The sequence below is a fragment of the Inquilinus sp. Marseille-Q2685 genome (assembly GCF_916619195.1).
Classification (GTDB): domain Bacteria; phylum Pseudomonadota; class Alphaproteobacteria; order DSM-16000; family Inquilinaceae; genus Inquilinus.
This window is the reverse complement of record NZ_CAKAKL010000003.1, coordinates 63981-88143: the sequence shown is the minus strand read 5'-3', so window position 1 is coordinate 88143 and position 24163 is coordinate 63981. Positions and strand designations below refer to the sequence as shown.

At 70.0% G+C, this 24163-nt stretch carries 27 protein-coding genes; 20 read left to right on the top strand and 7 right to left on the bottom strand.

Annotation, left to right across the window (positions count from 1 at the left end; translation table 11 throughout):
• The first annotated feature begins 130 nt into the window (after positions 1-130).
• The 4 genes from LG391_RS18180 to LG391_RS18165 all read left to right on the top strand — a co-directional run bounded on the left by LG391_RS18180 (position 131) and on the right by LG391_RS18165 (position 4404).
• Positions 131-1249, top strand: a complete 1119-nt coding sequence (locus LG391_RS18180) for a winged helix DNA-binding domain-containing protein (RefSeq protein WP_225769451.1) — start codon at positions 131-133, stop codon at positions 1247-1249.
• Positions 1250-1510: 261 nt separating this feature from the next.
• Positions 1511-2173, top strand: a complete 663-nt coding sequence (locus LG391_RS18175; protein ID WP_225769450.1) for a response regulator transcription factor — start codon at positions 1511-1513, stop codon at positions 2171-2173.
• A 180-nt stretch (positions 2174-2353) separates the two neighbouring features.
• Positions 2354-3748, top strand: a complete 1395-nt coding sequence (locus LG391_RS18170) for a hypothetical protein (RefSeq protein ID WP_225769449.1) — start codon at positions 2354-2356, stop codon at positions 3746-3748.
• Between the two features lie 23 nt (positions 3749-3771).
• The gene (locus LG391_RS18165; protein WP_225769448.1) at positions 3772-4404 is read left to right on the top strand and encodes a DUF4142 domain-containing protein; all 633 of its coding nucleotides are present in this window, start codon (positions 3772-3774) and stop codon (positions 4402-4404) included.
• 33 nt (positions 4405-4437) lie between these two features.
• Here LG391_RS18165 and LG391_RS18160 read toward each other — a convergent pair whose 3' ends face one another.
• On the bottom strand, positions 4438-4917 hold the full coding sequence (locus LG391_RS18160; protein WP_225769447.1) for a nuclear transport factor 2 family protein: 480 nt from the start codon (positions 4915-4917) through the stop codon (positions 4438-4440).
• A gap of 211 nt (positions 4918-5128) precedes the next feature.
• On the opposite strand from LG391_RS18160, the gene LG391_RS18155 reads away from it, so the two are divergent.
• The 8 genes from LG391_RS18155 to LG391_RS18120 all read left to right on the top strand — a co-directional run bounded on the left by LG391_RS18155 (position 5129) and on the right by LG391_RS18120 (position 10601).
• Positions 5129-5992 carry a helix-turn-helix domain-containing protein gene (locus LG391_RS18155; protein ID WP_225769446.1) on the top strand — a complete coding sequence of 288 codons (864 nt, stop codon included), beginning with the start codon at positions 5129-5131 and terminating at the stop codon, positions 5990-5992.
• A 91-nt stretch (positions 5993-6083) separates the two neighbouring features.
• The gene (locus LG391_RS18150; RefSeq protein WP_225769445.1) at positions 6084-6524 is read left to right on the top strand and encodes a VOC family protein; all 441 of its coding nucleotides are present in this window, start codon (positions 6084-6086) and stop codon (positions 6522-6524) included.
• An 11-nt stretch (positions 6525-6535) separates the two neighbouring features.
• Positions 6536-7549, top strand: coding sequence for an ABC transporter substrate-binding protein (locus LG391_RS18145; protein WP_225769444.1), 1014 nt, complete (start codon positions 6536-6538; stop codon positions 7547-7549).
• A complete protein-coding gene (locus LG391_RS18140; RefSeq protein ID WP_225769443.1) occupies positions 7546-8334 on the top strand; it encodes an ABC transporter ATP-binding protein in 789 nt (262 codons plus the stop codon). The genes LG391_RS18145 and LG391_RS18140 overlap by 4 nt, the downstream gene beginning before the upstream one ends.
• Before the next feature lie 178 nt (positions 8335-8512).
• Complete coding sequence (locus LG391_RS18135; protein WP_225769442.1) at positions 8513-9262, top strand: ABC transporter permease; 750 nt, start codon at positions 8513-8515, stop codon at positions 9260-9262.
• 92 nt (positions 9263-9354) lie between these two features.
• The gene (locus LG391_RS18130) at positions 9355-9774 is read left to right on the top strand and encodes a helix-turn-helix transcriptional regulator (protein WP_225769441.1); all 420 of its coding nucleotides are present in this window, start codon (positions 9355-9357) and stop codon (positions 9772-9774) included.
• Positions 9774-10130, top strand: a complete 357-nt coding sequence (locus LG391_RS18125; protein WP_255646720.1) for an SRPBCC domain-containing protein — start codon at positions 9774-9776, stop codon at positions 10128-10130. The genes LG391_RS18130 and LG391_RS18125 overlap by 1 nt, the downstream gene beginning before the upstream one ends.
• A 9-nt stretch (positions 10131-10139) precedes the next feature.
• Positions 10140-10601: an NUDIX domain-containing protein gene (locus LG391_RS18120; protein ID WP_225769439.1), complete on the top strand. Its 462-nt coding sequence runs from the start codon at positions 10140-10142 to the stop codon at positions 10599-10601.
• 3 nt (positions 10602-10604) lie between these two features.
• Here LG391_RS18120 and LG391_RS18115 read toward each other — a convergent pair whose 3' ends face one another.
• The gene (locus LG391_RS18115) at positions 10605-11324 is read right to left on the bottom strand and encodes a DUF2076 domain-containing protein (RefSeq protein WP_225769438.1); all 720 of its coding nucleotides are present in this window, start codon (positions 11322-11324) and stop codon (positions 10605-10607) included.
• 113 nt (positions 11325-11437) lie between these two features.
• Positions 11438-12685 carry a cytochrome-c peroxidase gene (locus LG391_RS18110; RefSeq protein ID WP_225769437.1) on the bottom strand — a complete coding sequence of 416 codons (1248 nt, stop codon included), beginning with the start codon at positions 12683-12685 and terminating at the stop codon, positions 11438-11440.
• Between the two features lie 165 nt (positions 12686-12850).
• On the opposite strand from LG391_RS18110, the gene LG391_RS18105 reads away from it, so the two are divergent.
• Complete coding sequence (locus LG391_RS18105) at positions 12851-14416, top strand: acid phosphatase (protein ID WP_225769436.1); 1566 nt, start codon at positions 12851-12853, stop codon at positions 14414-14416.
• 39 nt (positions 14417-14455) lie between these two features.
• On the opposite strand, the gene LG391_RS18100 is transcribed toward LG391_RS18105, so the two are convergent.
• Genes LG391_RS18100 through LG391_RS18090 form a run of 3 tightly spaced genes read right to left on the bottom strand, consistent with a single transcriptional unit; the run spans position 14456 to position 16741 of the window.
• Complete coding sequence (locus LG391_RS18100) at positions 14456-15241, bottom strand: transporter substrate-binding domain-containing protein (RefSeq protein ID WP_225769435.1); 786 nt, start codon at positions 15239-15241, stop codon at positions 14456-14458.
• A 25-nt stretch (positions 15242-15266) separates the two neighbouring features.
• Positions 15267-16019: an amino acid ABC transporter ATP-binding protein gene (locus tag LG391_RS18095; RefSeq protein WP_225769434.1), complete on the bottom strand. Its 753-nt coding sequence runs from the start codon at positions 16017-16019 to the stop codon at positions 15267-15269.
• 8 nt (positions 16020-16027) lie between these two features.
• Positions 16028-16741 (bottom strand): amino acid ABC transporter permease, encoded by a 714-nt coding sequence (locus LG391_RS18090; protein ID WP_225769433.1) that lies wholly within the window; start codon positions 16739-16741, stop codon positions 16028-16030.
• A gap of 301 nt (positions 16742-17042) precedes the next feature.
• Between LG391_RS18090 and LG391_RS18085 the strand changes: the two genes are divergently transcribed.
• The 3 genes from LG391_RS18085 to LG391_RS18075 all read left to right on the top strand — a co-directional run bounded on the left by LG391_RS18085 (position 17043) and on the right by LG391_RS18075 (position 19438).
• Entirely contained in the window at positions 17043-17297 is a 255-nt protein-coding gene (locus LG391_RS18085) for a hypothetical protein (RefSeq protein ID WP_225769432.1), read from the top strand.
• Between the two features lie 95 nt (positions 17298-17392).
• Positions 17393-17644 carry a helix-turn-helix domain-containing protein gene (locus LG391_RS18080; protein ID WP_034837751.1) on the top strand — a complete coding sequence of 84 codons (252 nt, stop codon included), beginning with the start codon at positions 17393-17395 and terminating at the stop codon, positions 17642-17644.
• A gap of 99 nt (positions 17645-17743) precedes the next feature.
• Complete coding sequence (locus tag LG391_RS18075; protein WP_225769431.1) at positions 17744-19438, top strand: SulP family inorganic anion transporter; 1695 nt, start codon at positions 17744-17746, stop codon at positions 19436-19438.
• A 3-nt stretch (positions 19439-19441) separates the two neighbouring features.
• On the opposite strand, the gene LG391_RS18070 is transcribed toward LG391_RS18075, so the two are convergent.
• Positions 19442-19744 (bottom strand): hypothetical protein, encoded by a 303-nt coding sequence (locus LG391_RS18070; protein ID WP_225769430.1) that lies wholly within the window; start codon positions 19742-19744, stop codon positions 19442-19444.
• 223 nt (positions 19745-19967) lie between these two features.
• Between LG391_RS18070 and efeU the strand changes: the two genes are divergently transcribed.
• The 4 genes from efeU (at position 19968) to efeO (LG391_RS18050) (ending at position 24117) form a co-directional block, all read left to right on the top strand.
• Complete coding sequence (gene efeU, locus LG391_RS18065; protein ID WP_225769429.1) at positions 19968-20798, top strand: iron uptake transporter permease EfeU; 831 nt, start codon at positions 19968-19970, stop codon at positions 20796-20798.
• A 19-nt stretch (positions 20799-20817) separates the two neighbouring features.
• A complete protein-coding gene (gene efeO / locus LG391_RS18060) occupies positions 20818-21912 on the top strand; it encodes an iron uptake system protein EfeO (RefSeq protein WP_225769428.1) in 1095 nt (364 codons plus the stop codon).
• Between the two features lie 14 nt (positions 21913-21926).
• Positions 21927-23225: an iron uptake transporter deferrochelatase/peroxidase subunit gene (efeB, locus tag LG391_RS18055; RefSeq protein ID WP_225769427.1), complete on the top strand. Its 1299-nt coding sequence runs from the start codon at positions 21927-21929 to the stop codon at positions 23223-23225.
• A 67-nt stretch (positions 23226-23292) separates the two neighbouring features.
• Positions 23293-24117: an iron uptake system protein EfeO gene (gene efeO, locus LG391_RS18050; protein WP_304608508.1), complete on the top strand. Its 825-nt coding sequence runs from the start codon at positions 23293-23295 to the stop codon at positions 24115-24117.
• The last annotated feature ends 46 nt before the right edge of the window (positions 24118-24163 follow it).

Sequence of the window (24163 nt, the reverse complement as noted above, 5' to 3'; positions counted from 1 at the left end):
TCCCCTAATTGTCGGCGCCATGCGGGGCCGGATGCAAGCCCCGAGACGGACCCGGCCGGCCGGATGCCGCGCTTGTGTCCTGCCGCCGATCCGGACAGGCTGGCGCCCGGAATCGCGGATCGGGGGACCCATGGCGAAGGGGGACGCGGCGGAGGTGCTGGACCGGCGCAGCCGCAACCGGGCGCTGCTGGCCCGGCAGGGGCTGCTGCAGCGCTGGAAGGCGACCGCGGCCGAGGCGATCGAGCGGCTGGTCGGGATCCAGTCGCAATCCCCGACCGCCCCCTATGTCGGGCTGTGGAGCCGGCTGGAGCGGTTCGAGCTGGAGGATCTGGCCGAGCTGATCCGCGACCGCAAGGCGGTGCGCATCGCGCTGATGCGGTCGACCATCCACCTGGTCACTGCCCGCGACTGTCGGGCGCTGCGCCCGGTGCTGCAGGGGGTGCAGGAGCGGCTGCTGATGACCGGCACGCCCTACGGGAAGCAGCTCGCCGGGCTGGACCTGGAGGCGGTGGTGGCGGCCGGGCGGCGCCTGCTGGTCGACCAGCCGCGCACGGTGGAGGAGATGGGCCGGCTGCTGCAGAAGCGGTGGCCGGACCGCGACGCCAAGGCCCTGTCCTATGCCATGCGCAACCTGGCGCCGCTGGTGCAGGTGCCGCCGCGCGGGCTGTGGGGCATCGGCGGGCTGCCGCTGTGCACCACCGCCGAGGCCTGGCTGCGCCAGCCGCTGGGCACCGACACGGCGCCGGAGCCGATGCTGCTGCGCTACCTCGCCGCCTTCGGCCCGGCCGGCGTGCAGGACATGCAGACCTGGTCGGGGCTGACCCGGCTGCAGCCGGCGGTCGACGCGCTGCGGCCGAAGCTGGCGACGTTCCGCGACGAGGCCGGCCGCGAGCTGTTCGATCTGCCCGACGCGCCGCGGCCCGGCCCGGACCTGCCGGCGCCGCCGCGCTTCCTGCCGGAATACGACAACCTGCTGCTGTCCCATGCCGAGCGCGAGCATGTCATCGCCGAGCGGCACCGCCCGCTGGTCTACGGCAACTTCATGCCGCCGGTGCTGCTGGTGGACGGCCGCGTCCAAGGCCGCTGGAAGGCGACCCAGGCGCGCGGCGCCGCGACGTTGCGGATCGAGATGTTCGAGCCACTGTCGAAGCCGCAGGCCGCGGCGGTGACCGAAGAGGGAGAGAGGCTGCTGGCCCTGGTCGCCGAAGGGGCCAAGAGCCGCGAGGTGCGGATCGAGGCGGTGGAATAAAAGTCGCCGGCCGGGCGTCATCCTGAAAGAGCTCTCGACGAATTCGCCGCAAATTTCAGACAAACTTCCGCAACGGCGTTGGAGACGCCGGGACGCCGCCGTGATCTGCACAACAATCCGGGAGGAGAGGAAATGCTCGCGTATCGAGGGTCTGCCACGATGCCGCCCCCTCCGGAGAGCCGACCGGTCCGGGAGACGGAGTCCCACGGCTCATCCGCCGAAACCGGCCAGGACAAACCTGGCGGTGAGTCCGAGGCACCGGTGGTCACCATCATCGATCATCGTGCGCTCAGCCGGGACGGCCTGGCGAAGGCGATCAAGGATGCCGACGCCGGATATGCCGTAGAAACCTTCGCCAGCTTCGATGACTGGCTGGTCGACGAAGACGCGCCCCAGCGCACCTCAATCATCATCATCTCCATAAATGCGGGGTCGGACGCCGAGGATCATGCCCGCGAGATCGGCGCCCTGGACTGCCTGAGGACGCACCACCCTTCCATCCATGTCCTGGCATTGGGGGACGATGAGGATCCGGATCTGGTTGTCGGTGCGCTGGCCTGCGGGGTTCAGGGATATCTGTCGAGAGGCTTGAGCGTCAGCGTCGTGCTCGGCGCGATCAGATTGGTCCAATCCGGCGGAGTCTTCGTTCCGGCCGGCAGCCTCCTACGGCTGCATCAACGCCGGTCCACCCACCCCAGGGATCCGACGGAAGAGTTTCTGACCGCTCAGCAGGCCAAGGTTGCCCAGAAATTGCTGACGGGCAAAGCCAACAAGGCCATTGCCCATGAACTGAACATCCACGAAAGCACCGTGAAGGTGCATGTCCGGAACATCATGCGGAAGCTTCAGGCTCGAAATCGTACGGAAGTCGCCTTCAAGCTGAACACCTGGCTTCAGCTTAATCGGAAACGGGACCTCTTCTGAGATCCCATCGCCGAGCCGAAGGAGAGCTGCCGAGGCATTCGAGCGAAGAGACATCTCGTGGCGCCGCCGGCGCAAAAACGATCCGGGCCGCAGGAACCGCCCCGGCAAAGTTCCTGTTGGCCCGAAAACGCCGCGTCGCTCAGCGTCGGATTTTCCGAGGACGATTTCACGAGGTGCCCGATGGTCCGCCGTCTGCTGCCCCTGTCCCTGCTCACGGCCGGCATCGTCGCCGGCGTCGGCGCCCTGGCCGGGTCGCTGCCGCCGGACGCCACCTACCGGCCGCTGCCCACCCAGCCCTTCGACCAGGTCAAGGCCGATGACGAGGCCGCCAAGCCCGAGGTCATGCAGCGCCAGGGACAGCTGCTGGAGCAGCGCTACGACCTGGCCGACCGGCCGATCCCCGGCGTGATGATGTCGGGCGGACGCAAGCCGGTGCAGGGCGGCGTGCGGGTGAAGCTGCCGCAGGGAGCGACCTGGGACGAGCTGGCGGCGATGAGCCCGGACGAGATCCGCCAGCGCGGCCTGTTCCCGGCCGGCTTCCTGCCCCTGCCGCATGTCAAGCAGGCGACCGGCGGCCAGGTGTTCCCGAACCACCAGATCGACGAGATCGCCCGGCAGGAGCAGCGCAACCTGCGCCGCTTCGACGTCGATTTCGACCTGCCCGACGCCTTCACCCCGGAATTCCCGCCGCCGATCTTCCTGACCACACATCCCGAGCTGGGCGACGTCTCGCGCGGGCAGCTGCTGACCATCAAGAACTACTACGCGCTGATGGTCGGGCTGATCACCCCGGTGCAGATGGAGGGGCTGCGCCTCTTGCTGACGCCGTTCCCGCAGGAGGAGTTCAACCAGACCGAGGACCGCAAGAGCGCGGACCAGAGCCTGGGCGTCACCTGCCTGGACTGCCACGCCAATTTCCACAGCAACGCGGCGTTCCACCTGACCCCTGACATCCGGCCGCAGGCGGCGCGGTTCCGGATCGACACGGTCAGCCTGCGCGGCATGTTCAACCAGCAGATCCACGGCTCGAAGCGCTCGCTGCGCTCGGTCGAGGACTTCACCGAGTTCGAGCAGCGCACCGCCTATTTCAACGGCGACCAGATGAGCGCCCAGCGCAAGGGCGTGAACCTGCCGGACCGCCACGACCAGACGGCGATGATGGCGCAGATGCAGAACATCATCGACTTCCCGCCGGCGCCGAAGCTGACCCCGCTGGGGCGCCTCGACCCGGCCAAGGCGACCGAGCAGGAGCTGGCGGGCGAGCGGATCTTCATGGGCAAGGGCCAGTGCGCCACCTGCCACATGCCGCAGACCGCCTTCATGGACAACCAGATGCACGACCTGAAGGCGGAGCGGTTCTACGACATCGGCCAGACCGTGAACGGCCAGGTCGTCCTGCCGGACGGGCCGATCAAGACCTTCACCCTGCGCGGCATCAAGGATTCTCCGCCCTATCTGCATGACGGCCGCCTGCCGACCCTGGCCGACACGGTCGAGTACTTCAACCTCGTGCTCGGGCTGAAGCTGACCCAGGACGAGAAGGACGAGCTGACCGCCTATCTGCTGACGCTGTGACGGTCATGGAAGGAGGAACCGGCATGACGGATCGGATCGCGGCCGCGGCGCTGGCGGCCCTCCTGCTGGGGACGACGCCGGGCTGGGCCCAGACCGTCGACCCGACCACCCCCGCGCCGGGCAACCCGGCGACCACCCCCGCCGGGACGCCGGAGCGGAAGCCCGGCACGCCGGCGCCGCACCGGCCGAACGCGTCGGACCAGGTCTTCGTCGTCGCGGCGGCGCAGGGCGGCCTGGCCGAGGTCGCCTTCGGCAAGCTGGCCGAGGCGCAGGGCGGCAGCGACGCGGTGCGCGACTTCGGCCGGCAGATGGTGCGCGATCACGGCAAGGCGAACGACCGGCTGGCCGATCTGGCAAAGGCGGCCGGCATCGTCCTGCCCCGGGAGATGGATGCCGAGCACCAGGCGATCCATGACAAGCTGAAGGGGCTGAAGGGCGCCGATTTCGACCGCGCCTACGTCGCCAGCCAGATCGCCGACCACCAGGTCACGGCGCAGCTGCTGGAATACGAGATCGGCGCCGGCCAGGACGAGGGGCTGAAAGGCTTCGCCACCGAGACCCTGCCGGTGGTGTTCCACCACCTGCAGATGGCGCAGGGGCTGCACACGGAGATGGCGACCGCCAGCACCGCGCCGCCCATCCCGAAGGCGAAATGAATGTCTCCTGCGGGTGGGCTGACCTGCTGACGGTCAGGCCTGTCCGCCGGGCCGAGAGTGGAGTTCTGCCTCGCCGCGGGCGATCGCAGCCGCCTGGTCCAGGCTGATGCCGTGGACCAGCGCGTCGGCGTGGCGGTGAACCAGCCGCCATTCCGTGCCGTCGCGGCGAAAGACCAGGGTGACGCGCAGCGACCAGTCCTGATCCGGCAGGCCGCCGACCTCGGCCGTCTGCCGCTCGATCACCGCCAGCACCGCCATGTCGCCCGAAGCGTAGGCCTGCACCAGCTCCAGCGCCGTCCGGCCCGCCCGGAAGAAGCGGCCCAGCGCCGCCACCCGATCGCTCGACATGTCGAAGCCCCGGCTGGGCGGCCCGCCGAACGGGGACATGAGCGTGAAGTCGTCGGCAAGGGAGATCAGGGCAAAGTATCCCTCGACATCCCCGCGCATCAGCGCCGCATTGGCGTCCGCGGCGCGCGCCACGAGATCGGCGATGTCCTTGTCGGTGACGGCCATGGCTGCATCCTCGCTCCGTCGGTCCTTCGCGACCGATGGTCTACGGCAATCCGCAACGCCCGCCTGTTCCCCAGGGCACATCAGGCCGGGACCGATGGCCCTGCCCGCCTCCGTCTGGCATGCTGCTTGCGTCGTTCCGGTGCGGCAACGGCATCGGAATCGGAATCGCGGCCGCGAGAGCCGCGGACCGGGCAGGCAGGGAGAGCATGGGATGGACGGTCTCGACCCCTCGGTCTTCGCCATCAGCCGGCCGGCACTGCACGATTACGCGGCGACCGCGCGGCCGGACATCATGGTGGAGTGCTATCGCAGCGACGCCGGGCGGATGGAGTCGTGCGGCGCGCTGCACCGGCTGTCGCTGAACCGCACAAGCCATGGGCGCTATGCCTTCCGGATCGGCGACGGGCCGACGCGGCGGGTGGCGCGGCCGTCCTGGACGCTCGGGGTGCAGCCGGCCGGGCTGCCGCTGTTCGTCGACGGCGACGGCGCCGACTACATCTCGATCTTCCAGCCGCCCGAGGCCTATCGCCGGATCGGCCGGGAGATCGGCCCGGCGCAGTTCGAGGACGGCGAGATGCTGGTCGCCGCCGACCCGGTGACGATCCATGTCGCCCTGGCCCTGGCCGAGCTGGCGCGGCGACCGGAGGCGACGGACCCGCTGCTGGCCGAGCAGCTGGGCCTGTCCTTCGCCGCCTGCACCCTGCGCCTGCTGTCGCACCGCCCGGCGCCGCGGCCGGAACGGCCCGACGCGCTGTCGCCGGACCGGCTGCGCCGGGTGCTGGAGCATATCGAGGATGCGCTGGAAGACGGCGATCTGAGCCTGGCGGAGCTGGCCGCCGTCGCCCGGCTCAGCCCGTTTCATTTCAGCCGCGCCTTCAAGGCCGCGACCGGCCGGGCGCCGCATCAGTTCGTGCTGGCGCGGCGAGTGGAGCGCGCCAAGACGCTGCTGGCGCGGCCCGACCTGGCGCTGGCCGAGATCGCCTATCGCGTCGGCTTCGCCAGCCAGGCGCATTTCTCCACCGCCTTCCGCCGCGCCACGGGCACCACCCCGGCGCGTTTCCGGGCGGAGGGGTGACCGCAAGTTCCGGCAACGAAACCGCAGGATTGCGAAAGAGCGGTGGCGGGCGGCGGCGCCATGATCGGCGCGAGACCGTCCGGAGACCGCCATGCCCTTCGCCCAGGCCCATCCGATCACCGACATCTGCTTCCTGGTCGAGGATGTGGAGCGGGCGGCCGCCTTCTATATCGGCAAGCTGGGCTTCCGGCTGCGCCGCCGCGCCCCGGGCTTCGCCGACTTCAAGGGCGCCGGGCTGACCCTGGCGCTGTGGGAGATCGGCCACATCGCCGAGCACACCGGCGTCTCCGGCCGCCGCGCCCCGCCGCAGGTGCACAAGGCTTGCGCCGCCGCCGAGCTGCCGTCGCCTGACACGATCGATGCGGTCTATCGCGAGCTGAGCGCGCTGGGCGTGACGTTCACGCGGCCGCCCGCCGACTATCCGTGGAATGCCCGCTGCGCCTATTTCACCGACCCGGACGACAATCTGTGGGAGATCTATGCCTGGCTCGACGGCGGCCCGGTGGGCGACGTCGAAGGCCCGGCCGCCTGACGGAGGACCGCATGACCGCCTTCGACCGCCGCACCGTCCTGGCCGGGATCGCCGCCTTCGGCGCCGGCATCGCGCTGAGGATTCCGGAGGGCCGGGCCGAGGCCGCCAAGGTCGTGATCAAATACGACTGGCTGATCAGCAACGGCCAGATCGGCGACGTGGTGGCGCTGAAGCAGGGGCTGTTCCAGGCCGAGGGGCTGGAGGTCGAGTTCTCGCCCGGCGGCCCGAACTCCGCCACCGTGCCGCCGGTCGTCACCGGCCAGGCGGCGCTGGGCCAGTTCTCGGATTCCGCGCAGCTGCTGCTGGCCCGCGGCTCCGGCGTGCCGGTGAAGATCATCGCCTGCGGCTACCGTTCCGGCCCCTTCGCCTTCTACTCCCTGCCCAGGGCGCCGATCCGCAGCGTCAAGGACATGATCGGCAAGCGCATCGGCATCCAGCCGACCGCACGCTTCGTGCTAGACGCCATCCTGGCGCAGAACAGGATCGACCCGTCGCAGCTGGACATCACCAATATCGGCTTCGACATGACGCCGCTGGTGGCCGGCCAGGTCGACGCCGTCACCGGCTGGATCACCAACACCAAGGCGTTGTCGGTGATCGGGCCGGACCGGATCGATCTGATGATGAAGGACACCGGCCTGCCCTCCTACTCCAACGTCTATTTCGCCACCGACACGGCGCTGGAGCAGAATGCCGAGGTGCTGGCGAAGTTCCTGCGCGCCGTGGCCAAGGGCTGGGCCTGGACCCATGCGCATCCGAAGGAGGCCGTGGACCTGACCGTCGACGCCTATCCGCAGCTGGACCGCGAGACCGAGCAGGCGACGGTCGGGCTGGTGCTGAAGCTGAGCTTCGATGCCGACACCAGGGCGAAAGGCTGGGGCTGGTTCGACCCCGACGCGATCGCCGAGCAGGTGCGGATCTACGACTCGATCGGCCAGTTCCAGGGCAGCGCGCCGAAGCCGGAGGAGTGCTGGTCCGGCGCGATCCTGGAGATGACCGCGGCCGACCGGCCGAAGCTGGGGTGACGGCAGGAGTGGACAGCGCCGCGATCCGCTGCCGGGGCCTCGCCATCGGATACGGCGCGATGCCGGTGCTGGACGGCGTCGATCTGGACGTGCCGCAGGGCGGCTTCCTGACCATCCTCGGGCCCTCGGGCTGCGGCAAGTCGACCCTGCTGCGGGTGGTGGCCGACCTGCTGGCGCCGCTGGGCGGCGAGATCGCGGTGCTGGGCGGCCCGCCGGAAGCGGCCCGGGCGCGCCGCGACATCGGCTTCGTGTTCCAGGACCCGACCCTGCTGCCCTGGCGCAACGTGCGCGCCAATATCGAGCTGCCGCTGCAGGTCGGTCGCGGCCGGTCCGCCCGGCCCGACCGGGTGGCAACCGAAGACCTGCTGGCCCTGCTCGGCCTCGGCGGGCTGGCGGAGCGGATGCCGGACCAGCTGTCGGGCGGCCAGCGCCAGCGCGTGGCGATCGCCCGCGCCCTGCTGTCCCGGCCACGGATCCTGCTGATGGACGAGCCCTTCGGCGCGCTGGACGAGATCACCCGCGACCGGCTGAACGACGAGCTGCTGGCGCTGTGGCGGCGCACCGGCACCACCGTGGTCTTCGTCACCCACAGCATCGCCGAGGCGGTGTATCTGGGCCAGCAGGTGCTGGTGCTGGCGGCCCATCCCGGCCGGGTGCTGGAGATCGTCGACCTGCGGCCGCTGAAGGATTCCGACGGCCGCTGCGACCGCGACGCGCCGGAGGTGACGGCGGTCTGTGCTCATCTGCGTCGGCTGCTGGCCGAGGGGTCGGGAGCGCCGACATGACGGGGGCATCAGTTCTGGCTTCGGGAACCCCCTCCCCCTGCCCCCCTCCCGCAAGGGGAGGGGGAACTTGGTTTTGCATGTCGTCGCGAACCGTTCTCCACGCTATCCCCACCGTGTCCCCCCTCCCCTCGCGGGAGGGGGCTAGGGGGAGGGGGTTTGCGCCGCTGGGGTGCAAGCCATGACCCGCCCCTCCGACCTCCTGTGGCCGGCGCTGGGGGCGCTGTCGATCCTGCTGGCCTGGCAGTTCGCCGTGCCGGCGCTGGGCGTGCCGGCCTTCATCGTGCCGACGCCGGCCGCGGTGTTCGGCAAGCTCTGGACCGACCGGGCGCTGCTGCTGGCCAATGCCGGGCCGACGGCGCTGGAGGCGGTGCTGGGCTTCCTTCTGGGCAACGCCGTCGCGGTGCTGCTGGCGGTGCTGTTCACCTACAGCCGGCCGGTGCGCGCCGCCTACTTCCCGATCGTGCTGTTCCTCAACACCATCCCGGTGCTGGCCCTGGCGCCGATCTTCATCCTGATGTTCGGGCTGGGCCTGCTGCCCAAGATCGTGATCGCCGCGGTGATCTGCTTCTTCCCGACCCTGATCGCCATGGCCCGCGGCCTGACCCTGGCGACGCCGAACGAGCACGAGCTGATGCGGGTGCTGTCGGCCAGCGGCTGGGAGACCTTCTGGCGGCTGCGCGCGCCGCGGTCGCTGCCGATGCTGTTCACCGCGCTTCGCATCGCCGCCACCGGCAGCGTCATCGGCGCCATCGTCGGCGAATGGATCGGGTCGAATGCCGGCCTGGGCGCGCTGATCATCCAGGCCACCTTCAACTACCAAGCCGACCGCCTGTTCGCCGCCGTCTTCGTCGCCGCTGCGATGGGTCTGATGGCCTTCGGCCTCGTGGTGCTGGTCGAGCGCCTTGGCTTCCGGCGGTGGGTACGGTAGGACCGACCTAAACGTCCGGGATACTGGACCCTCGTCCCGATGTCGGCGCATATGGCTTGACAGCCGGACCCGATAACCCCAAAGTTCACTTGATGGTTAACTATCAAGAGCCCGCCCTCGACCGTACCTTCGCCGCCCTGGCCGACCCGACGCGCCGGGCGCTGATCGCCCGGCTGGGCGAGGAGCAGGACGTCTCGGTCAGCGAGCTGGCGCGGCCCTTCACCATGTCGCTGCCGGCGGTGATGAAGCATCTCGACGTGCTGTCCGACGCCGGGCTGATCACGCGGACCAAGACCGGGCGCACCGTGACCTGCCGCCTGTCCGCGGCACCGATGGAGCAGGCGATGGGCTGGCTGAGCCGATACCAGCGCTTCTGGTCCGAACAGCTCGACCGACTGGCCGCCTTCGTCGAGGAGGAGTCATGCTCGCCAAGCCCAGCCTCAGCATCCGGCGCCGCCTCGCCGCCCCTCCCGCCCGGGTCTACGCGGCCTGGATCGAGCCGGAAAAAATAATGCGCTGGTTCGGGCCGGCGGGCGCCGAGACGATCAGCGCCGAGGCCGACCCGCGCACCGGCGGCCGCTATCACGTCGCCTTCTCCACGCCGGACGGCGAGCGCCACGATATCGGCGGCGTGTACAAGGAGGTGGTGCCGAACGAGAAGCTGGTGTTCAGCTGGGCCTGGCGGACCATGCCGGAGCGGGAGTCGCAGGTGACGCTGACCCTGCGGCCGGACGACGACGGCACCGTGCTGATCCTGACGCATGAGCAGTTCTTCGACGAGCCGGCCCGCGACCGCCATCGCGAGGGCTGGGGCGGGTGCCTCGACCGGCTGGAGCGCTATCTTCTCGAGGAGGAAGCCGTCGCCTGAGAGGAGCCTATGCCCGCGGAGAGCGCCGGACTGCTGATGCACAAGCGTGTCGACGGGCGACGGCTGGTGCTGCTGGTGCATCCGGGCGGCCCGTTCTGGCGCGGCAAGGACCTGGGCGCCTGGTCGATCCCGAAGGGCGAGCCGGAGCCCGGCGAGGATTTCGAGACCACGGCCAGGCGCGAATTCGCCGAGGAGCTGGGCACGGCGCCCGAGGGGCCGCTGCTGCCGCTCGGTCGGATCCGCCAGCGCGGCGGCAAGGCGGTCACCGCCTTCGCCATCGCCGGCGACCTGGATGTCAGCCGGGTCCGCAGCAGCGAGTTCACGCTGGAATGGCCGCCCAGGAGTGGCCGGATCCAGTCCTTCCCGGAGGTCGACCGGGCCGAATGGTTCGACCTGGCGACCGCCCGGCACAAGATCCTGGAGGGGCAACGCCCCCTGCTGGACCGGCTGGAGGAGATCCTGGAGGGCTGAGGCTCAGACGCCCACCGTGTCGCCGCCGCCGCCACCGAAATCGTCGCCGCCGAAATCCTGGCTGCCATCGTCCTGATAGTCGGCGTCCTGGACGCCCTGGTCGTCCGGCGGCACGGCATCGGCATCCCGCAGGTCGGTGCTGTCGGCACCAGGAGCGGCATCGCCGTAGTAGTTGTTGATCACCGTCTCGGTCAGGCCCGGGGCCGCGCCGCCGAAGGCGCCGCCCCAGCCGCCATGGCCCGCGCCGAACAGGGATTCGATGCCCTGGAACAGCAGCGCGCCGCCGGCCACGCCGGCCGCGGTGGCGGCGGCGCTGCGCAGGAAGGACGGGCCGGAGGACTGGGCGAAGGGGCCGCCCCCGCCCCACGGGCCCGGCTGGGGCTGGGCATAGGCCGGCGGCGCCTGGGTATAGGCCTGGGGCTGCGGCGCCGGCTGCGGACGCGGGGCCGCGCCGCTGCCGAAGATGGCGCCGAGGAAGCTGCCGCCGCCGGAGCCGCGCTGCGGCTGCTGGACCTGGCGCTCCAGCTCGGCGATCCGGGACTGGGCCTGGTGCAGGGCGTAATCCTGGATCAGCACGGTCTGGGCCAGGAGATAGGGCGCGTCGGGCAGGTCGCGGACCAGGTCCCGGATCATCGCCGCCGCCTCCTCGTCCTTCTCGGCGGGCGGAGCCTGCTTGAGCCGGGCGACCAGGTTGGTCAGCAGCTCGCGTTCCTGGGGTGTCATCGAAACTCTCCGGTCGGGCCCGCTGCCGCGGGCATCCCCCTTCCGCCGCTGATATGGGCGCGACGCCGGAGCGAAGCAATCGACGGCGCGGCGGAGTGTCGCGCCGGAGCCGGTCAGGACGGCGGGCGGTAGCCATCGGTCAGCGTCTTCAGGAAGGCGACGACGTCGTCGATCTCGGCATCGGTCAGGGCCGGCGCGTCGCCCGGGTGACGGTCGAAGGGCGGGTCGCGGTTGATGTTGGCCCAGTATTGCGGCGGCAGGTCGTCATAGAGCCGCACGCTGCCGTCCGGGTTGCGCGGGTACCAGCGGCCGGGATCGGTCTCGCGCGTCGCGTAGAAGGCCACGGCGTCGCGCAGGCTGTGGATCGCGCCGTTGTGGAAGAAGGTCCGGCGCAGCGCCACGTTGCGCAGGCTGGGGGTGCGGAACAGGCCGCAATACTCCGGATGGTCCGTCAGGTCGGTGCGCTGCGGCCCGCAGACGCCGAGGTCGACATAGGCCGGATCGGCATTGGCCGGGATCTGCATGTTCCGCGGCAGGGCGATGGCGATCATGCCGTAATCGCTGAACTGCGGCGGCGTGCCGTCATTGCCGCGCTGGCTGATATGGCATTCGGCGCAGTTGCCCTTGGCCGGGTCGTTGAACAGCTCGAGGCCGCGCACCTCTTGCGGCGTCAGCGTCGCCTGACCGGCCAGCCAGGCGTCGTATTTGCTGCTGTAGGGATAGAAGCTGGCGGCGTCCTGCTCATAGACCTCGAAGGCCTTGAGGATGCCGCCGTAGAGCGCCTTGCGGTCCTGCAGCACGTCGGCGCCGTAGATCCGCTGCAGCGCGTCGCCATAGCCGGCGGCCAGCGCCTTGGCGACGACCTCGTCGGGGCCGGCGTTGCCCATCTCGAAGTCGGAGAGCAGCGGGATCGCTGCCTGGTCGGCGCCGCGGTCGACCCGGCCGTCCCAGGTCAGCCCGCCGGTCGGGCCGTTGTCGACGCTCTCGTCCGAATCGTCCTCCGAGTCGAAGAAATGCTCGGTGAAGGGCGGCACGGCCTGCAGATAGGTCAGCGACGGCACCGCCCGGATGCCGGGCCTGGCCATGTCGCCGCCGCCCATCTGCACCGGCAGCGCGTTCGCCGGGCCGAAGCCGTGCAGCGGGTCGTGGCAGGAGCTGCAGGACAGCTTGCCCGAAGCCGAGAGCGACGGGTCGACGAACATGGCGCGGCCCAGCGCCGTCAGCTCCTCCACCTGGCGCCGCACCTCGGCCCGCGTCAGGCCGCCATCCGGATGGGACCCTGCCGTGGCGGCGGAGACCGTCAGGACCGCCGCGGCCAAGCCGCCGCCCATCGCCCACCAGCGACCCGTTCGCAACGCCATTCCGGCCATCCCGTGATCTGCGCGACGCGGCGCCGGACCCGGCCCGCAGCCCCTCTCTATGCCGAAAAAGTTTCACTTGAGCGACAGCCGGCTTCGCGCGAGTGCTGGCGCGCGGAAGGGGAACAGCCACCGGGGCCTCGGCACCGGGAGCCAGAGGGAAGCCGCATGCACAAACTGATCGCCACCGCGCTCGCGGCCGGCGCCGCCGCGCTGGTCGCGCCGCCGGTCCTGGCCGTGGACGCGCCGGGCAGCGCCGACACCGCCCAGACCAGGGCGCTGCGCGCCATCGACACGGTCGTCGTGATCTATGCCGAGAACCGCAGCTTCGACAATCTGTACGGCACTTTCCCCGGCGCCGACGGGCTGGCGAACGCCTCGGACACCGCCAGGACCCAGTTGGACCGCGACGGCACGCCGCTGAAGGAGCTGCCGCCGGTGTGGGACGGGCTGACCGCCAAGGGCGTGACGCCGCCGGTCACCCAGGCGCAGACCGAACACCTGCCGAACGCCCCCTTCGCCATGGACGACCCGCAGGGGCTGAACGTCTCGGTCGGCACCGTCACCCACGACCTGTGGCATCGCTTCTACCAGAACCAGATGCAGATCGACGGCGGCCGGAACGACAGGTTCGTCGCCTGGGCCGATGCCGGGGCCGAGGTGATGGGCCATCTCGACGGCTCGAAGACGGCGATGTGGACGATCGCCCGGCAATACACGCTGGCGGACCATTTCTTCATGGGGGCCTTCGGCGGTTCCTTCATGAACCACATCTGGCTGGCCTGCGCCTGCGTCGCCCGCTATCCCGATGCCGACAAGGCTGCGGCCAAGCCGTCGATCGCGGTGGTCGACCCGGACGGCGTCAGCCTGACCCTGGCGCCGAACTCGCCGAAATCGGCGATGGACGGCATCCCGAAATTCGTGGCCGACGGCAACCTGACGCCCGATTTCTTCGCCGTGAACACGATGCAGCCGCCCTACCAGCCGAGCGCCAACAAGCCGGCCGAAGGCGGCGACCCGGCCCTGGCCGACCCGAACGCGCCGACCACGCTGCCGCCGCAGACCGAGATCACGATCGGCGACCTGCTGAGCGCCAAGGGGATCAGCTGGGCCTGGTATTCCGGCGCCTGGCAGTCGGTGCTGGACCACGGCAACCAGACGCCGGTGCCGGCCTTCCAGTACCACCACCAGCCGTTCAACTACTTCGCCAGCTTCGCGCCCGGCACCGCGGCGCGGCAGGAGCATCTGCGCGACGGCGGGCTGGACGGGACCGAGCTGGTCAAGGCGATCGACGCCGGCACGCTGCCGCAGGTCACCTTCTACAAGCCGCAGGGCAACCTGAACGAGCACGCCGGCTATGCCGACATCGCCTCGGGCGACGCCCATCTCGCCATGCTGATCGACCATCTGCAGAAGAGCCCGCAATGGCCGCACATGCTGGTGGTCGTGACCTATGACGAGAATGGCGGCTTCTGGGACCATGTGGCGCCGCCGAAGGGCGACCGCTGGGGCCCGGGCACCCGCATCCCCGCGATCATCGTCTCGCCCTTTGCCAGGAAGGGCTATGTCGACCACACGCCCTACGACACGACCTCGATCCTGCGCTTCATCACCCACCGCTTCGGGCTGCCGGTTCTGCCGGGCATCGCGGCGCGCGACGCAGCCATCGCCGCCAATGGCAACCCGCCGTTGGGCGACCTGACCGCGGCGCTGAACCTGCCCGCGGCGCAGTGAGGCCGAGGGGCGGGTGCGTCAGCCCCGCCCCCTCCCGCATCAGTCTTGTGTGTAGTCCTGGCCGAACCATTGCTGCGACAGCTTCGACAGCGAGCCGTCGGCCTTCAGCGCGGTAAGGGCGGCGTCGACCTTGGCCTTCAGCGCCTCGCCCTTGGCGTCCTTGCGGAACACCAGATAGGCCGGGACCTTGGTCAGGAGGTCGCCGGTCGCTTCGACCGGCAGGCCCAGCTTCTCGGCATGGTCCTTGGCCACGATCGGGTCGTTGACATGGGCGTCGATGCGGCCTTCGGCGATGTCCAGCAGCACCGGCGTGACGTTGCCGTCGTAATAGCGGATCTCGAACGCGCCCGGATGGGCGGCGAGATAGTCCTCGACCAGCTTGGTGTGCTCGCTGCCCACTCCGGCGCCGACCAGCTTGCCCTTCAGATCGTCCAGGCTGTGGATGCCGGTGACGCCCTTCTTGACGATGATGGCCGAGCCGCTGTGGAAGTAGGGGACGTCGGAGAACAGGTACTTGGTCTCGCGCTCCGCCGTCTTCGAGATCTCGTTGGCGACCACGTCGTATTTGCCGGATTCGAGGCCCAGGAACATGCTGTCCCAGGGCTGCGGCACGAACTCGAACTTGAGGTCCGGCACCTTGGCCTCGACCAGCCGCAGCACCTCGACGTCGTAGCCGGTCAGCTTGCCGCTGTCGTCCTGGTAGGTGAAGGGCGCATAGGTGCCTTCGGTCCCCACCCGCACCGTCTCCTGCGCGGCCGCGGGGGCGGCCGCCAGGGCCAGCGCGAGCAGGGCCGCCGCGGCGCCCTTGGCCAGTAAGTGACGCATCGTTCTCTCCATGGTTCGCGGATCCTCAGATGTCGAAGCTGAAGGACCGCAGATAGTTCTTCAGGAAGTCCCGCGTGCGCTGCTGCTGCGGGTTGCCGAACAGCGATTTCGGGTCGCCCTGCTCGATCACCTTTCCGCCGTCGATGAACAGCACCTGGCTCGAGATCTCGCGGGCGAAGCCCATCTCGTGGGTGACGATGATCATCGGGATACCCTGCCCCGCCGCCTTGCGGATCGCCTCCAGCACCTCGCCGGTGTGCTCAGGATCCAGCGCGCTGGTCGGCTCGTCGAACAGGATCAGCTCCGGCGCCATCGCCAAGGTGCGGGCGATCGCCACCCGCTGCTGCTGGCCGCCGGACAGCGAGGACGGGTACTGCGCCGCCTTGTCGGCCAGCCCCATCAGCGCGAGGTGATGCTCCGCGGCCTCCTGCGCCTCGCGCCGCGGCAGGCGCTTCACCACCAAGAGGCCCTCGAGGATGTTCTCGATCGCCGTCTTGTGGCGGAACAGGTTGTAGTTCTGGAACACCATGCCGATGCGCATGCGCAGCGACTGCAGCCGGCGCCGGTCCAGCCGCGGCAGGTCGTAGCGGTCGCCGGCGATGTCGATGGTGCCGTCGTCCGGCGTCTCCAGCCGGTTCAGGCAGCGCAGGAAGGTCGACTTGCCGGAGCCGGAGGGGCCGAGGATCGAGACGATGCCGCCGCGGTCGACATCGAGGCCGATGCCGTCGACCACCACCTGGCCCCTGAACGACTTGCGGACGTCGCGGATCGAGATCATGTCGCCCCCTAGCCCGCAATGTCCCGGCGGCCGCGGGTGAGATAGGCCTCCCAGCGCCGCATCGCGACCTCGACCAGGATGCAGATCACCCAGTAGATCACCGCCACCGCCAGGTAGAGCTCGAAGAAGCGCAATGACCGGCCGCCGATGATCTTGGCCGCCGCCATGATGTCGACCACCGCGATCAGGAAGGCCAGCGAGGTGTCCTTGATCAGGCTGATGAAGCTGTTGCCCAGGTTGGGCAGGGCCACGGCCAGCGCCTGGGGCAGGATGATCCGGCGCATCGCCTGGAACGGCGTCATGCCGATCGAATAGGCGGCCTCGGCCTGGCCGCGGTCGATCGACAAGAGCGCGGAGCGGATCGCCTCCGACAGATAGGCGCCGACATTGACCGAGCAGCTGAAGATCACGAAGACCAGCGCCGGCACGCGGTTGATATCGATCTCGGTGCCGAGCTGCGCGTTCATGTACTGCAGCAGCTTCGGGATGCCGTAATAGGCGAGATAGATCTGCACCAGCAGCGGCGTGCCGCGGATGAAGGAGATGTAGAGCGTCGCCAGCTGCCGCAGTATCGGGATGCGGTAGATCCGGATCAGCGCCGCGCCGGTGCCGATCACCAGGCCGAAGGCCATGGCGCTGAAGGCGATCAGCAGCGTCACCGGCAGGTAGGGCAGGATCAGCGGGAAGGCCGACAGGAAATAGTCGAAGTCGAAGATCGTCATGCGGCCCCCGCGCGGAAATGCCCGCACGCTCCATCGGAGAGGCGGATGGCCAGGAAGGATGTGGCGTGCACGGGAGGCGTCAACCTGCTGTTCGGGCCGGATGCCCCGTCCCGAAGGGATCGGCGCGGCGAGCGCGGAAGGTGGTTATAGGCACACCGATAAGCAACCACCAAATGTGCATATTTAGTTTTCACAAATATGTCTCGTGCATATCAGACTCCCCTCTCGTGTCGCCAAGCCCTGGCGTGTCCTCGATTCGACGCGTTAGCCTCTGCTCGCAAGGACATCGGGAGGGGGAAACATGTCCATTCTGCTGAAGATCGTCGCCGGCATATGTGCGTTGCTCGGCGTTCTCATGCTTCTGTCGGCGATCCTGGGCGAGATGACCGGCGCCAAGCTCGAGGTCGGGTTCATCTATGTGGCGACGGCGCTGGGCTTCGCCGCGACCGCCAGGCTTCTGGACGACACGGCGGCGATCAGGAGCCGGCTGGAGCACATCCAGTATCAGCTGATCCAGGAGATCCGCACCGCCGCGGGCCGCCAGGGGACGCGATAGACGAGAGAATCAGGATACCGATCTGGAACATCCATATTGATGTTCTAGACATCATCCCTGCCGCCTGATACCTTAGTTTTGTCAGAGGAAACTGCATGATCACCGCCGCCCAGATGCGGGCTGCCCGCGCCCTGCTCGGCATCGACCAGCGGCAGCTCGCCGAGCTGTCCGGAGTGTCGCTGCCGACGATCCAGCGCATGGAGGCCAGCGAGGGCACCGTCCGCGGCGTGGTCGACACGCTGACCAAGGTGGTCGAGGCCTTCGACCGGGCCGGGGTCGAGCTGATCGGCGATCATGCGGTGAGCCGCGAAGGCGGCCGCGGGGTGCGGTTCAAGACCCCGCGGTAGCCGGAGGGCGGAAGCCGGCTGACGAGACGTTCAGCGACGGCGACCGCCGGCCGACCCGACGATCCCGCCGCTCCTGCGGTGATGGGAGTGTCGAGGTCGATGGTGGCGCGCAGTCATGATCCGTCCTTTGCCGAGCTGTTCACGCCGAAGCTCGTGACCGTTTTGCGCGAGCGCTACGGCCTCGCCGACCTCAAGGCCGATGCCGTGGCGGGGCTGACCGTCGCGATCGTGGCCCTGCCGCTGTCGATGGCGATCGCCATCGCCTCCGGCGTCACGCCGGACCGCGGCCTCTATGCCTCGATCGTCGGCGGCTTCATCGTCTCGGCGCTGGGCGGCAGCCGGTTCCAGATCGGCGGCCCGGCCGGCGCCTTCATCGTGCTGGTGGCCGCGACCGTGGCGCAGCACGGCATCGACGGGCTGCTGCTGGCGACCTTCCTGTCCGGGCTGATGCTGGCGGCGATCGGCCTGCTGCGGCTGGGCACCTTCATCAAATACATTCCCTATCCGGTGACCGTCGGCTTCACCACCGGCATCGCCATGATCATCTTCGCCAGCCAGCTGAAGGACCTGCTGGGCCTGACCTTGGACGGGCCGGAGCCGGGGCCCTTCGTCCCGAAGCTGGAGGCGCTGGGCCGGGCGCTGCCGACCGCCAGCGCCGCGGCCGTCGCCGTGGCGGCGCTATCGGTCGGCACCATCCTGCTGGTGCGCCGGCTGCGGCCGCACTGGCCGTCCTACCTGATCGCGGTCGCGCTGGCCTCGATCCTGGCCGCCGTGCTGCAGCTGCCGGTCGAGACCATCGGCACCCGCTTCGGCGGCGTCCCGTCCTCCCTGCCCGCCCCGCAGCTGCCCGACCTGTCCTGGGCCCGGATCCAGGAGATGCTGCCGGCGGCCCTGTCCTTCACCCTGCTGGGCGGCATCGAGAGCCTGCTGTCGGCCGTGGTCGCCGACAGCATGAGCGGGCGCCGCCACCGCTCGAACTGCGAGCTGGTGGCCCAGGGGCTGGCCAACATCGCCTCCTCGCTGTTCGGCGGCATCTGCGTCACCGGCACGATCGCCCGCACCGCCACCAATGTCCGCGCCGGGGCGCGCGGCCCGGTGTCGGGCATGCTGCATTCGGTGTTCCTGCTGCTGTTCATGATGGCGGCGGCGCCGCTGGCCGCCTTCATCCCGCTCTCCGCCCTCGCCGGGGTCCTGGCGGTGGTGGCCTGGACCATGGCCGAGAAGCACCAGTTCGGGATCCTGATCCGCGCCTCGGTCGGCGACGCCGTGGTGCTGCTGGCGACCTTCGGCCTGGTGGTGTTCCGCGACCTGACCGAGGGCATCCTGGTCGGCTTCGTCCTCGGCGCGCTGCTGTTCCTGCACCGCATGGCGCAGGCGGTGCAGGTCGACCGGCCGGACATGGCCGACGACCGAGGCAACGGCGACGGCCGCCCGCCCTATGATCCCGCGCTGGCCACCGACCGCGACGTCGTCGCCTACAGGATCTCCGGCGCCTTCTTCTTCGGCGCCGCGGCCGGGGTGGCGGCGGCCCTCGACCGGATTGGCGAGCACCCGAAGGCCTATGTCGTCGATTTCTCGGCGGTGCCGGTGATCGATTCCACCGCCGCCGCCACGATCGAAGGCTTCGCCCGCAAGGCCCGGCGCCAGGGCGCCGCGGTCTACATCGCCGGCGCCCGACGGCCGATCCTGCGGGCGCTGCTGACGCATGGCGTCCGGCCGCCCCTGGTGCGCTTCAAGTCGGACCCGGCCGACGCGATGGAAGCGGCCCGACGCGCAGCCTCGACCGCGGCCTGAGGCCTACAGCCGCGCCTTGAGGCCCAGGCAGAAGCCGACGCAGACCGCGGCGACCACGGCCGACCAGGGGTTGCGGTGTACCGCCTCGTCCAGCGCGCTCGCCCGGGCCTGGGCCATCGACGCCACGGTCTCGCCGAGGCGGGCCACGTCCTCGCGCAACGCCCGCAGGTCCGACTCCAGGTCGTGTCGAGCGGCCTGGGCATCGGTCGCGGCGGCATCCAGCTCGGCGGCGGCGCGGCTCGACTTCGATCCCGACACCTGCGCGGCGGCGTCGGCGGCGGATTTGGGGGCTCCGGTCTCGGACATGGGCGGCTCCTTTCTGCTCCGCCAACAGCCGCTGCGCATCGCCGGTTCCGGGCGGAGGCCGCCGGCGGTGCCGCATTACGACAAATTTAACCTATCCCGCAGCGAAGCGGCCTCGACAACGCCGGGCGATGGGAGCAGAAGAACTGCGAGAGATACGCATTCTTGCTCGCAACTACCCGTGGGCATGGGGCGCCGCCCGTGGCGGTTCTGGGAAGATGTCGGGATGCTTGTACCGTTCCTGATCATGATGCGCGAGGGCATCGAGGCCGCCCTGATCGTCGGCATCATCGCCGGCTATCTGCGCCAGACGGGCCGGTCGCAATGGATGCCCCTGGTCTGGATCGGCATCGCCATCGCCGTCCTGCTTTCGATCGCCGTCGGCATCGTGCTGAACCTGGTCAGCGCCGAGTTCCCGCAGCGCGAGCAGGAGCTGTTCGAGGCGATCGTCGGGCTGATCGCGGTGTGCATCCTGACCTCGATGGTGTTCTGGATGCGCAAGGCCGCGCGCTCGATCAAGGCGCAGTTGCAGCATTCGGTCGACGCCGCGCTGGAGGGGCGCGACGCCAAGGGCCTGGCGCTGATCGGCATGGCCTTCTTCGCGGTCGCCCGCGAGGGGCTGGAATCGGTGTTCTTCCTGCTCGCCACCTTCCAGCAGGATGTCGGCCTCGAGGCGCCGGCCGGCGCCCTGGCCGGCGTCCTGGTCGCGGTCGGGGTCGGCTTCGCCATCACCTGGTTCGGCGTCCGGCTGAACCTGAAGCGCTTCTTCCGCTGGACCGGGCTGTTCATCCTGGTGGTCGCCGCCGGGCTCCTGGCCGGGTCGCTGCGGGCGCTGCACGAGGCCGGGCTGTGGAACGGGCTGCAGGAGGTCGCCTTCGACCTCAGCCAAGTCCTGCCGATCGACGGACCGCTCGGCTCGGTGCTGGCCGGCATCTTCGGCTATCAGGATACGCCGGCCGTCGGCGAGGTCGCCGTCTATCTCCTCTTCCTGATCATCACCGTGCCCCTGTTCCTGAGCGGCGGCCGGGTCGCGCAGGAAGCGCGGTCGAACGCCTGAGCCCGGAGCCGAAGCTCGAATGTCGTCCTTGCAGCGCACCACCCGGATCGGCATCGGCGTCGTCGCGGTCCTGGCCGTCGCCGTCGCGGGCCTGGGCGTCTACGCCTATCTCCCCCGCGCCGGCACGCCCCAGGCCGCCGCGGGCGGCACCGCCGTCACCATCACCGCCCAGAGCTGCGAGCCGAACGACCTGACGGTCGAGGCCGGCCGCGTCACCTTCCAGGTGAAGAACGCCAGCGACCGCGCGCTGGAGTGGGAGATCCTGCAGGGCGTGATGGTGGTGGAGGAGCGCGAGAACATAGCGCCCGGCTTCACCCAGAGCCTGACCGCCAAGCTAGACCCCGGCAGCTACCAGATCACCTGCGGCCTCTTGAGCAATCCGCGCGGCACCCTGACCGTGACCGCGGCGAAGACCGCCCCGGCCCAGGCGCTGCAGCCCTCGCTGATCGAGCTGATCGGGCCGATCGCCGAATACAAGGTCTACGTCCCCGGCGAAGCCAGGGCGCGGGCCGCCGCCCCCCCGCCGCTGGTCGCAGCGGTCAAGGCCGGCGACCTGGCCCGGGCGCGCGACCTGCTGGCCCCGGCCTGGATCCACTACCAGCGGATCAAGCCGATCGCCGACCTGTTCGCCGATCTCGACACGGCGCTGGACGCCCGCGCCGACTATTTCGAGAAGAAGGAGGACGACCCGGGCTTCACCGGCTTCCGCCGGCTGCACTACGCGCTGTTCACCCGCGGCTCGACCGACGGGCTCGGGCCGGTCGCCGACAAGCTGGCGGTCGATGTGCAGGCGCTGCAGGCCCGCATCGCCGACCTGTCGATCCCGCCGGAGAAGATGGCCGGCGGCGCCGCCACCGTGATCGCCCGCCTGGCCGCCGACCCGGGCCTCGACCCCGCCGCCGCCAAGGCCGATCTAGAAGGCGCGGCCCGCATCGTCGGGCTGCTGCGCCCGCTGAGCCAGAAGGCCGACAAGGCGCTGAGCGACCGGGTCGACGGCAACCTGACCGCGGCCGGGCTGGCGCTGACCCGCGACGACCGCACCGGGCTGCAGCCCCCGGTGACGGCCCTGGCCGACGACCTGCCGAAGCTGCGCACCGCCTTGGGGCTGGACTGACCGGACGAACCGCCATGACCACCACCGACGAACAGGGCAAGACCCCCACTCCCGCAGACGTTCCCAGCCGTCGCGCCGTGCTGCGCGGCCTGGCCGGCGGCGGCGCCGCGCTCGGCGCGCTGGCTGCGGTGCCGGCCGTCGCCCAGTCGGTGAAGCAGCCGCCCGGCCGCGAGGCCGATGTCGCCCAGCAGGCGCAGCCCTTCTACGGCGAGCACCAGGCCGGCATCGTCACCCCCTCCCCCGCCGCCGGCCTCGTCGCCGCCTTCGACGTGCTGGCGACATCGAAGCCGGACCTGGAGCGGCTGTTCCGCACCCTGACCGAGCGCATCGCCTTCCTGATGGGCGGCGGCACCCCGCCGGAGCTGGACCCGAAATTCCCGCCGGCCGATTCCGGCGTGCTGGGCCCGGTGATCGTGCCGGACAACCTGACCATCACCGCCGCCGTCGGCGCCTCTCTGTTCGACGACCGCTTCGGCCTGGCCGCGGTGAAGCCGCGGGAGCTGACGACGATGCCCAGCTTCCCGAACGACGCCCTGGATCCGGAATACTGCCACGGCGACCTGCTGCTGCAGTTCTCGGCCAACACGCCGGAGGCCAACATCCACGCCCTGCGCGCGGTGGTGAAGGCGACGCCCGACCTGCTGAGCCTGCGCTGGAAGCTGGACGGGTTCCTGCCGGCCGCAACCAGCAAGGCCGGCCGCAAGGAGACGGCGCGCAACCTCCTGGGCTTCAAGGACGGCACCGCCAACCCGAACCCGGCCGACGCCGCGGCGATGGACCGGCTCGTCTGGATCCAGCCGGGCGCGGACGAGCCGGCCTGGACGGCCGGCGGCACCTACCAGGTGGTGCGCATCATCCGCAACTTCGTCGAGCGCTGGGACCGCACGCCACTCGGGGAGCAGGAGGCGATCATGGGCCGCCAGAAGGCGTCCGGCGCCCCGCTGGGGATGAAGGACGAATTCGAGGTGCCGGACTATTCGGGCGACCCCGAGGGCAAGGTGATGCCGCTCGACGCCCATATCCGGCTGGCCAATCCGCGCACCCGCGAGACCGCGAACAGCCTGATCCTGCGCCGCCCGTTCAACTATTCGCGCGGGGTCACCAAGTCGGGGCAGCTCGACATGGGCCTGCTGTTCATCTGCTTCCAGTCGAGCCTGAACGCCGGCTTCGTCGCGGTGCAGCAGCGGCTGAACGGCGAGCCGCTGGAGGAGTACATCAAGCCGACCGGCGGCGGCTATTTCTTCGCCCTGCCGGGGGTTCCGGACAAGGACGGCTATCTGGGCCAGGGGCTGCTGCAATCCGTGTCGACCTGAGGGGCCGGAAGGGCCCTGAGCGCCGGGTGACGATCTCACCCGGCCCTATCCTAGGAGGGGATTGAATATGAAACGCATTCTGACTTTCAGCCTCGGCGCTGCCGCGCTGCTGGTCGGGCCCGCAGCCATGGCCGCCCCGCCGTCGCCGCTCGAGCTGGTCGAGCCGATCGCCAAGTACAAGACCTGGGTCATCGGCGAGGTCGACCAGTTCGTCGAGCACACGCGCCAGTTCACCGAGGCGGTGAAGGCCGGCGACCTGAAGAAGGCGCAGGCCTTGTACGCGCCGAGCCGCGTCTATTACGAGCGGATCGAGCCGCTCGCCGAGCTGTTCGCCGACCTCGACGCCGCCATCGACTCGCGCGCCGACGACCACGCGAAGAACGAGGAGGATCCGGAGTTCACCGGCTTCCACCGCATCGAATACGGCTTGTTCGCCAAGCAGTCGACCGAGGGCCTGGCCCCCTTCGCCGACAAGCTACTGGCCGACGTGACCGACCTGCAGGGCCGGATCAAGGACCTGACCACCCCGCCGGACAAGGTGGTGGGCGGCGCCGCGGCGCTGATCGAGGAGGTCGCGGCCACCAAGATCTCCGGCGAGGAGGACCGCTACAGCCACACCGACCTGTGGGACTTCCAGGCCAATGTCGACGGTGCCAAGAAGATCGTCGACCTGCTGCGCCCGATCCTGGAGAAGAGCGACAAGGCGCTGCTGACCAAGGTCGACGCCAACTTCAAGACCGTCGACGGCATCCTGGCCAAGTACAAGACCTCGGATGGCGGCTTCCAGACCTACGACAAGCTGACCGAGGCCGACCGCAACGCGCTGAAGGGCCCGATCACCGCCCTGGCCGAGGACCTGTCCCAGCTGCGCGGCACGCTGGGCCTGAGCTGAAGTTTCGTCGATTCCGGAGGTTGGGTTCGCGGCAGGCGAACCCAAC

Excerpts from the sequence above, each read along its gene's own strand:
- LG391_RS18180 (WP_225769451.1), top strand. The coding sequence starts at position 131 with ATGGCGAAGGGGGACGCGGCGGAGGTGCTGGACCGGCGCAGCCGCAAC.
- LG391_RS18170 (WP_225769449.1), top strand. The coding sequence starts at position 2,354 with ATGGTCCGCCGTCTGCTGCCCCTGTCCCTGCTCACGGCCGGCATCGTC.
- LG391_RS18165 (WP_225769448.1), top strand. The coding sequence starts at position 3,772 with ATGACGGATCGGATCGCGGCCGCGGCGCTGGCGGCCCTCCTGCTGGGG.
- LG391_RS18160 (WP_225769447.1), bottom strand. The coding sequence starts at position 4,917 with ATGGCCGTCACCGACAAGGACATCGCCGATCTCGTGGCGCGCGCCGCG.
- LG391_RS18155 (WP_225769446.1), top strand. The coding sequence starts at position 5,129 with ATGGACGGTCTCGACCCCTCGGTCTTCGCCATCAGCCGGCCGGCACTG.
- LG391_RS18150 (WP_225769445.1), top strand. The coding sequence starts at position 6,084 with ATGCCCTTCGCCCAGGCCCATCCGATCACCGACATCTGCTTCCTGGTC.
- LG391_RS18145 (WP_225769444.1), top strand. The coding sequence starts at position 6,536 with ATGACCGCCTTCGACCGCCGCACCGTCCTGGCCGGGATCGCCGCCTTC.
- LG391_RS18135 (WP_225769442.1), top strand. The coding sequence starts at position 8,513 with ATGACCCGCCCCTCCGACCTCCTGTGGCCGGCGCTGGGGGCGCTGTCG.
- LG391_RS18130 (WP_225769441.1), top strand. The coding sequence starts at position 9,355 with ATGGTTAACTATCAAGAGCCCGCCCTCGACCGTACCTTCGCCGCCCTG.
- LG391_RS18125 (WP_255646720.1), top strand. The coding sequence starts at position 9,774 with ATGCGCTGGTTCGGGCCGGCGGGCGCCGAGACGATCAGCGCCGAGGCC.
- LG391_RS18120 (WP_225769439.1), top strand. The coding sequence starts at position 10,140 with ATGCCCGCGGAGAGCGCCGGACTGCTGATGCACAAGCGTGTCGACGGG.
- LG391_RS18115 (WP_225769438.1), bottom strand. The coding sequence starts at position 11,324 with ATGACACCCCAGGAACGCGAGCTGCTGACCAACCTGGTCGCCCGGCTC.
- LG391_RS18110 (WP_225769437.1), bottom strand. The coding sequence starts at position 12,685 with ATGGCGTTGCGAACGGGTCGCTGGTGGGCGATGGGCGGCGGCTTGGCC.
- LG391_RS18105 (WP_225769436.1), top strand. The coding sequence starts at position 12,851 with ATGCACAAACTGATCGCCACCGCGCTCGCGGCCGGCGCCGCCGCGCTG.
- LG391_RS18100 (WP_225769435.1), bottom strand. The coding sequence starts at position 15,241 with ATGCGTCACTTACTGGCCAAGGGCGCCGCGGCGGCCCTGCTCGCGCTG.
- LG391_RS18095 (WP_225769434.1), bottom strand. The coding sequence starts at position 16,019 with ATGATCTCGATCCGCGACGTCCGCAAGTCGTTCAGGGGCCAGGTGGTG.
- LG391_RS18090 (WP_225769433.1), bottom strand. The coding sequence starts at position 16,741 with ATGACGATCTTCGACTTCGACTATTTCCTGTCGGCCTTCCCGCTGATC.
- LG391_RS18085 (WP_225769432.1), top strand. The coding sequence starts at position 17,043 with ATGTCCATTCTGCTGAAGATCGTCGCCGGCATATGTGCGTTGCTCGGC.
- LG391_RS18080 (WP_034837751.1), top strand. The coding sequence starts at position 17,393 with ATGATCACCGCCGCCCAGATGCGGGCTGCCCGCGCCCTGCTCGGCATC.
- LG391_RS18075 (WP_225769431.1), top strand. The coding sequence starts at position 17,744 with ATGGTGGCGCGCAGTCATGATCCGTCCTTTGCCGAGCTGTTCACGCCG.
- LG391_RS18070 (WP_225769430.1), bottom strand. The coding sequence starts at position 19,744 with ATGTCCGAGACCGGAGCCCCCAAATCCGCCGCCGACGCCGCCGCGCAG.
- efeU (WP_225769429.1), top strand. The coding sequence starts at position 19,968 with ATGCTTGTACCGTTCCTGATCATGATGCGCGAGGGCATCGAGGCCGCC.
- efeO (WP_225769428.1), top strand. The coding sequence starts at position 20,818 with ATGTCGTCCTTGCAGCGCACCACCCGGATCGGCATCGGCGTCGTCGCG.
- efeB (WP_225769427.1), top strand. The coding sequence starts at position 21,927 with ATGACCACCACCGACGAACAGGGCAAGACCCCCACTCCCGCAGACGTT.
- efeO (WP_304608508.1), top strand. The coding sequence starts at position 23,293 with ATGAAACGCATTCTGACTTTCAGCCTCGGCGCTGCCGCGCTGCTGGTC.